Source organism: Actinoplanes sp. NPDC051633, from assembly GCF_040681735.1.
Lineage (GTDB): Bacteria > Actinomycetota > Actinomycetes > Mycobacteriales > Micromonosporaceae > Actinoplanes.
Genome location: NZ_JBFAZH010000639.1, coordinates 1 through 4627 on the forward strand (window position 1 = coordinate 1; position 4627 = coordinate 4627).

5 protein-coding genes and 1 pseudogene are annotated in these 4627 nt (G+C 71.2%); 2 read left to right on the top strand and 4 right to left on the bottom strand.

Annotated elements, in window-relative coordinates:
* Window positions 1-185: 185 nt before the first annotated feature.
* Together AB0M20_RS28540 and AB0M20_RS28545 are read right to left on the bottom strand one after the other, a co-directional pair.
* Window positions 186-752, bottom strand: coding sequence for an RNA ligase family protein (locus AB0M20_RS28540; RefSeq protein WP_364303385.1), 567 nt, complete (start codon window positions 750-752; stop codon window positions 186-188).
* A complete protein-coding gene (locus tag AB0M20_RS28545) occupies window positions 749-1165 on the bottom strand; it encodes an AAA family ATPase (RefSeq protein ID WP_364303387.1) in 417 nt (138 codons plus the stop codon). Before AB0M20_RS28545 ends, AB0M20_RS28540 begins: the two co-directional genes overlap by 4 nt.
* Window positions 1166-1332: 167 nt before the next feature.
* Here AB0M20_RS28545 and rpmE point away from each other — a divergent pair, with 167 nt between their 5' ends.
* Entirely contained in the window at window positions 1333-1557 is a 225-nt protein-coding gene (gene rpmE / locus AB0M20_RS28550; RefSeq protein WP_364303390.1) for a 50S ribosomal protein L31, read from the top strand.
* Between the two features lie 68 nt (window positions 1558-1625).
* Window positions 1626-2717 (top strand): peptide chain release factor 1, encoded by a 1092-nt coding sequence (gene prfA / locus AB0M20_RS28555; RefSeq protein ID WP_364303392.1) that lies wholly within the window; start codon window positions 1626-1628, stop codon window positions 2715-2717.
* Here prfA and AB0M20_RS28560 read toward each other — a convergent pair.
* Both AB0M20_RS28560 and AB0M20_RS28565 read right to left on the bottom strand, forming a co-directional pair.
* A complete protein-coding gene (locus AB0M20_RS28560; RefSeq protein WP_364303394.1) occupies window positions 2701-4023 on the bottom strand; it encodes a PQQ-binding-like beta-propeller repeat protein in 1323 nt (440 codons plus the stop codon). The genes prfA and AB0M20_RS28560 overlap by 17 nt on opposite strands.
* A pseudogene (locus tag AB0M20_RS28565) lies at window positions 4020-4535 on the bottom strand (GGDEF domain-containing protein); the annotation flags it as partial. The gene AB0M20_RS28560 and the pseudogene AB0M20_RS28565, both read right to left, overlap by 4 nt.
* Window positions 4536-4627 lie beyond the last annotated feature (92 nt).

Genomic DNA, 4627 nt, shown 5'->3' on the forward strand with positions numbered 1-4627 from the left:
GTGGGTGCTCCGGCGTAGCGGTCGTCGGTCGGCCGGCTTCGGAATGCCGGCACCGGCCAAGATCTCCGGCGCTCGCAAGATCGTTTGGGCGGGTCGCGGCCCCGCCGCCACCCCCACCCCGGCACTGGGTGGGCCTCCATGTTGGGGGCCGGGTATGACAAGTCCCGGCCGTCGTCCACAGGACGTCAGGCGAACTCGTTGACCTCGAAGGGCTCGCCGGCCGGGACCTTGACGTGTCCCGGGCGTACCCAGCACAGCAGCCGCTGCGGCAGCAGGGCCGCCGGGACGCGGCCCGCCCGTCGCACCACGTAGCCCTCCGAGTCGCGCTGGTCGCGCCGGCGCCACCAGGCCGCTCGCGCCTCCGACAGGCTCGCGCCGCGATACAGGACCGGGACCACCGGCAGTTCCAGGCGTTCCGCCCAGTCCACCGTGTCGTCCCAGCCCAGCAGCGTGTCCGTCTCGTCCCAGATGCCGTGCACGATGAAGACCCCGGGCAGGTCCGTGTACGCGATGCCCCGGCGCGCCCACATCGACTCGCCGCAGACCCGCCAGTGGTCCGGGATGTGGTGGGCGATCATCGTCCAGAGCGCCGTCGCCGGGCGGTCCCAGGGCTGCGCGGTCTGCACCGCGTCGCGGGTGAAGGTGAGCGCGCCGCCGTCCAGCTTCTCCGTGGTCACCAGCTCGGCGTCCAACTCGGACAGATCGGCCTGCGCGGGGCCGCGGGCCGAGTCCGGGAAGTGGTGGGCGGTCATCGGCGGGCGAGGTAGCGCTCGTGCATGGTCCGGATGCCGGCCTCTCCCACGCGTTCGTCGGCGGAGCGGCCGGCGTCGCGGCGGACGCACTCCTCGACCGGCACCCCGGTGAAGTCGTGGAGCTCGAAGAGCGCCCCGAGGCGGGCGGCCAGCGCCGCCCACTGCCGCACCAGGCCCGGGCGCAGGTTGGTGTCGTCGATCATGACGTCGGCCCGAGCGGTCAGCAGGGTCTCGACCATGCCCCGCTGGACGACCGTGACCTGGCCCTCGGCCCATGGGGTGTAGATCCGCCGGCCGTGCAGCATCCGCCGCAGGTCGTCGCGGTTGACCCGGACCACCCAGGGCTGCAGCCGGCGCGCGAAAGTGGTCTTGCCCGAGCCCGGCAGCCCCCGGGTGATCAGCAGCCGCGTCACGCCGAACATCTTCCCCCAGCAGCGGGAATGCGACGAGGGGGGCTCACGTTGTAGCCCCCGGAAGCCGGTCCGCCCGAGTGTCATGGCAGACTGGTATATCGGCCATAGGTTCCGGTTCCCGCTGTAGAGGCGACCCGGCGACCTTTTTCGAGAGGACCGAGCAACAGATGAAGCCCGACATTCACCCGCAGTACCAGACCACCAACGTGGTCTGCTCCTGCGGCAGCACCTTCACGACCCGCAGCACCGCCAAGGGCGGCGAGATCCGCGTCGAGACCTGCAGCGCCTGCCACCCGTTCTACACGGGCAAGCAGCGTGTGCTGGACACCGCGGGCCGGGTTGCGAAGTTCCAGGCCAAGTACGCCAAGGTCAACGCCGCCAAGAAGAAGTAGCTGCTTCAACGGCGCCCGCCCCGGTTCGACACCGGGGTCGGGCGCCGTTTGCGTGGGGAGACTGAGAAATGACCACCGACCGGCTGACCACCCTCCTGGCCGAGTACGCCGAGCTGGAGAAGCGGATGGAGGACCCGTCCATCCACGCCGACCAGGCACTCGTGCGCCGGGTCGGCCGCCGCTTCGCCGAGCTCGCGCCGCTGCACGCCGCGTACGCCGAGCTGGAGGCCGCGCGGGCCGATCTGATCGCGGCCAGGGAGCTGGCGGCCGAGGATCCGGCCTTCGCCGGCGAGGTGGACGCGGTCGCCGCGGTGCTGCCGCCGCTGGAGGAGAAGCTCGGCGAGATGCTGATCCCGCGCGACCCGCACGACGCCAAGGACGTGATCGTCGAGATCAAGGCGGGCGAGGGCGGCCAGGAGTCGGCGCTGTTCGCGGGCGACCTGCTGCGGATGTACACCCGGTACGCCGAACGGCACGGCTGGGTCGTCGAGATCATCGACGCGCAGGACTCCGACCTCGGCGGGGTCAAGGACGTGTCCGCGGCGGTGAAGACCAAGGGTGTGCCCGACGGCGGTCACGGGGTCTGGTCGCGGCTCAAGTGGGAGGGCGGCGTGCACCGCGTGCAGCGGGTGCCGGTGACCGAGTCGCAGGGCCGGATCCACACCAGTGCCGCCGGGGTGCTCGTGCTGCCCGAGGCCGAGGACGTCGACGTGCACATCGAGCCCGGGGACATCCGGGTCGACGTGTTCCGTTCGTCCGGTCCGGGCGGCCAGTCGGTCAACACCACCGACTCGGCGGTGCGGATCACCCACCTGCCCACCGGCATCGTGGTGAGCTGCCAGAACGAGAAGAGCCAGCTGCAGAACCGGGAGCAGGCGATGCGCATCCTGCGGGCCCGGCTGCTGGCCGCCGCGCAGGAGGAGGCGGACGCTGCCGCGTCGGACGCGCGTAAGGCGCAGGTGCGTACGGTCGACCGCTCCGAGCGGATCCGGACCTACAACTTCCCGCAGAACCGGATCACCGATCACCGGATCGGCTACACCGCCTACAACCTCGACCTGGTGCTCGGCGGCGACCTCGACGCGGTGCTGGACGCGCTGGCCGAGGCGGATCGGGCGGCCCGGCTGGCCGGCGGGTCGGAGATCAGCCGACGGCCTTGACCACCAGCGCACGCTCGGTGCCGAGGCCCATCATGCAGACCAGCCGGGAGTTCGCGTACTGGCAGCCCTGGTCGGTCGAGCCGCCCATGCCGCCGCGCAGCTCGAGGCGGTTGCCGCGGAGGCGGTAGACCGCCATCTGGGCGGGCACCGTCTCGGTGAACGCGAGCACCACCAGGTCGGCGTTCGGCACGTCCTCGGCCACCATGCCGCGCGGGAACATGGTCACGAACCGGCCCGTGGCGGCGTCCAGCAGGCCCTGGTTGCCCTGGCCCTGTGACTCGTAGAGCATGCGGGTGGCATCGAACGGCCGCGCCCAGTCCCAGCTCGCGCTGCGCCACACGACGTCGCCGGTGACCGGATCGATCGCCTCCACGCCGGGCTGCCCGGTGAAGCAGATCAGCTTGCCGCAGTTGAACGCGCCGCCCTCGCCCCTGCCGGTCCACGTCCAGATCTGTCGCATGGTCCGGACGTCGAACGCGTTCATCGCCAGGGCGCCGTCCTTCTGGAGCACCGAGGCCAGCACGTCACCGAACGAGTACAGGTATGCGCCGTCGCCGTTGTTGCCGGCCCCCGGCTCGACGGTCGCCCACGGCACCTTGCCGGTGCGCATCAGCGAGCCGTCGGACGTGCGCCGCAGCTCGACCTTGCCGGCGTCGGTGACGGTCGCGAACCACTGCGGCCGGTTCTGGTCGGCGCCGTACATCGTCGTCCAGCCCGCCACCCGCTCGGACGGGGTGAACGACCACAGCTCGGTGCCGTCCGACGGCCGGACCATCACCACCTTGGCGACCGCGCCGGCGGGATCCGACTCGGTCAGCAGCAGGGTGCTCCGATCCCCGAAGTTGGGATCGCCACGCCGCTGCCAGAGGGTCCGGCCGGTCTCGGCGTCGAGCGCGACGAAATCCTGGGAGACGCTGGTGCCGTCCGGCTGCTCGACCGGGACGGGCACTATCACGAGGCCGGGCACCCAGGTGTACGCCCAGTCGATCGGGCGTTCCGTCTGATGCGTCCAGCGCAGCCGGCCGGTCGCCGCGTCGTACCTCTCGACCGCCGGCGACTCGCCGGCCCGGAACAGGTACAGCGCGTCGCCCTGCAGCTGGAACGGCTGCGACGCGGACGGCACGCTCCACAGCGTGCGCAGCCCGCGCGGCTCGGCCGGCACCGCCGAGCCGGTGACGGTCAGCGCGCAGACCACCAGCACCGCCGCCATCGCGACCCACCGCAGGTGACCCAGTCGCCACGGCCGCTCAGCGGCCGGCGGCTGGGGGTTGCCGGACGAGACCTCGCCCAGCTCGATCACGGTCATGCCGGTGTTCGATTGGCCGCGGCCGCCGCCAGGGCAGCGCTGAGGCTGCGCCCGTTGGCACCCACCTCGGACCAGCCGGCCGCCAGACCGATCGGCGTGCCCGGGACGATGACCTGCCAGTTCTCCGCCGCCGCCGCGGCGCTGATCCGGCGCGACACCTCGGCCGCCTGGGTCGGGCCGGCCCCGGGCAGCACCACCACGAACTCGTCACCGCCGAAGCGGGCCACGAAGTCACCGCGCCGCATCACCCGATTCAACACCCCGGCGATCCGTTGCAACACCAGGTCGCCGCAATGCCGGCCGTGCCGCGAGTTGAGCGCGGCGAAGCCGATCAGATCGCACACGCCGACCGCGGCCCGCTCCCCGCGGGACAGCATCGCGGTCACGTACCGCTCGAGCTGGCGGCGGTTCGGCAGGCCGGTGAGGGGGTCGGTGAGGGTCTCGTCGCCGTACCGGCCGCCGTCGCGCTCCTGGATCTCGGTGGCGTCCAGCCGCGCGGCCACCCCGTCCAAAAGAACTTTTTCATATTAAAAGATTTAATGATGTGTGGGGATGATGTTACATTTTCACTTTATCATTTATTTATTAATAGTGCATTTAAAAG

Coding starts and splice junctions, on each gene's coding strand:
- AB0M20_RS28560 (WP_364303394.1), bottom strand. CDS start 4,023: ATGACCGTGATCGAGCTGGGCGAGGTCTCGTCCGGCAACCCCCAGCCG.
- prfA (WP_364303392.1), top strand. CDS start 1,626: ATGACCACCGACCGGCTGACCACCCTCCTGGCCGAGTACGCCGAGCTG.
- AB0M20_RS28540 (WP_364303385.1), bottom strand. CDS start 752: ATGACCGCCCACCACTTCCCGGACTCGGCCCGCGGCCCCGCGCAGGCC.
- rpmE (WP_364303390.1), top strand. CDS start 1,333: ATGAAGCCCGACATTCACCCGCAGTACCAGACCACCAACGTGGTCTGC.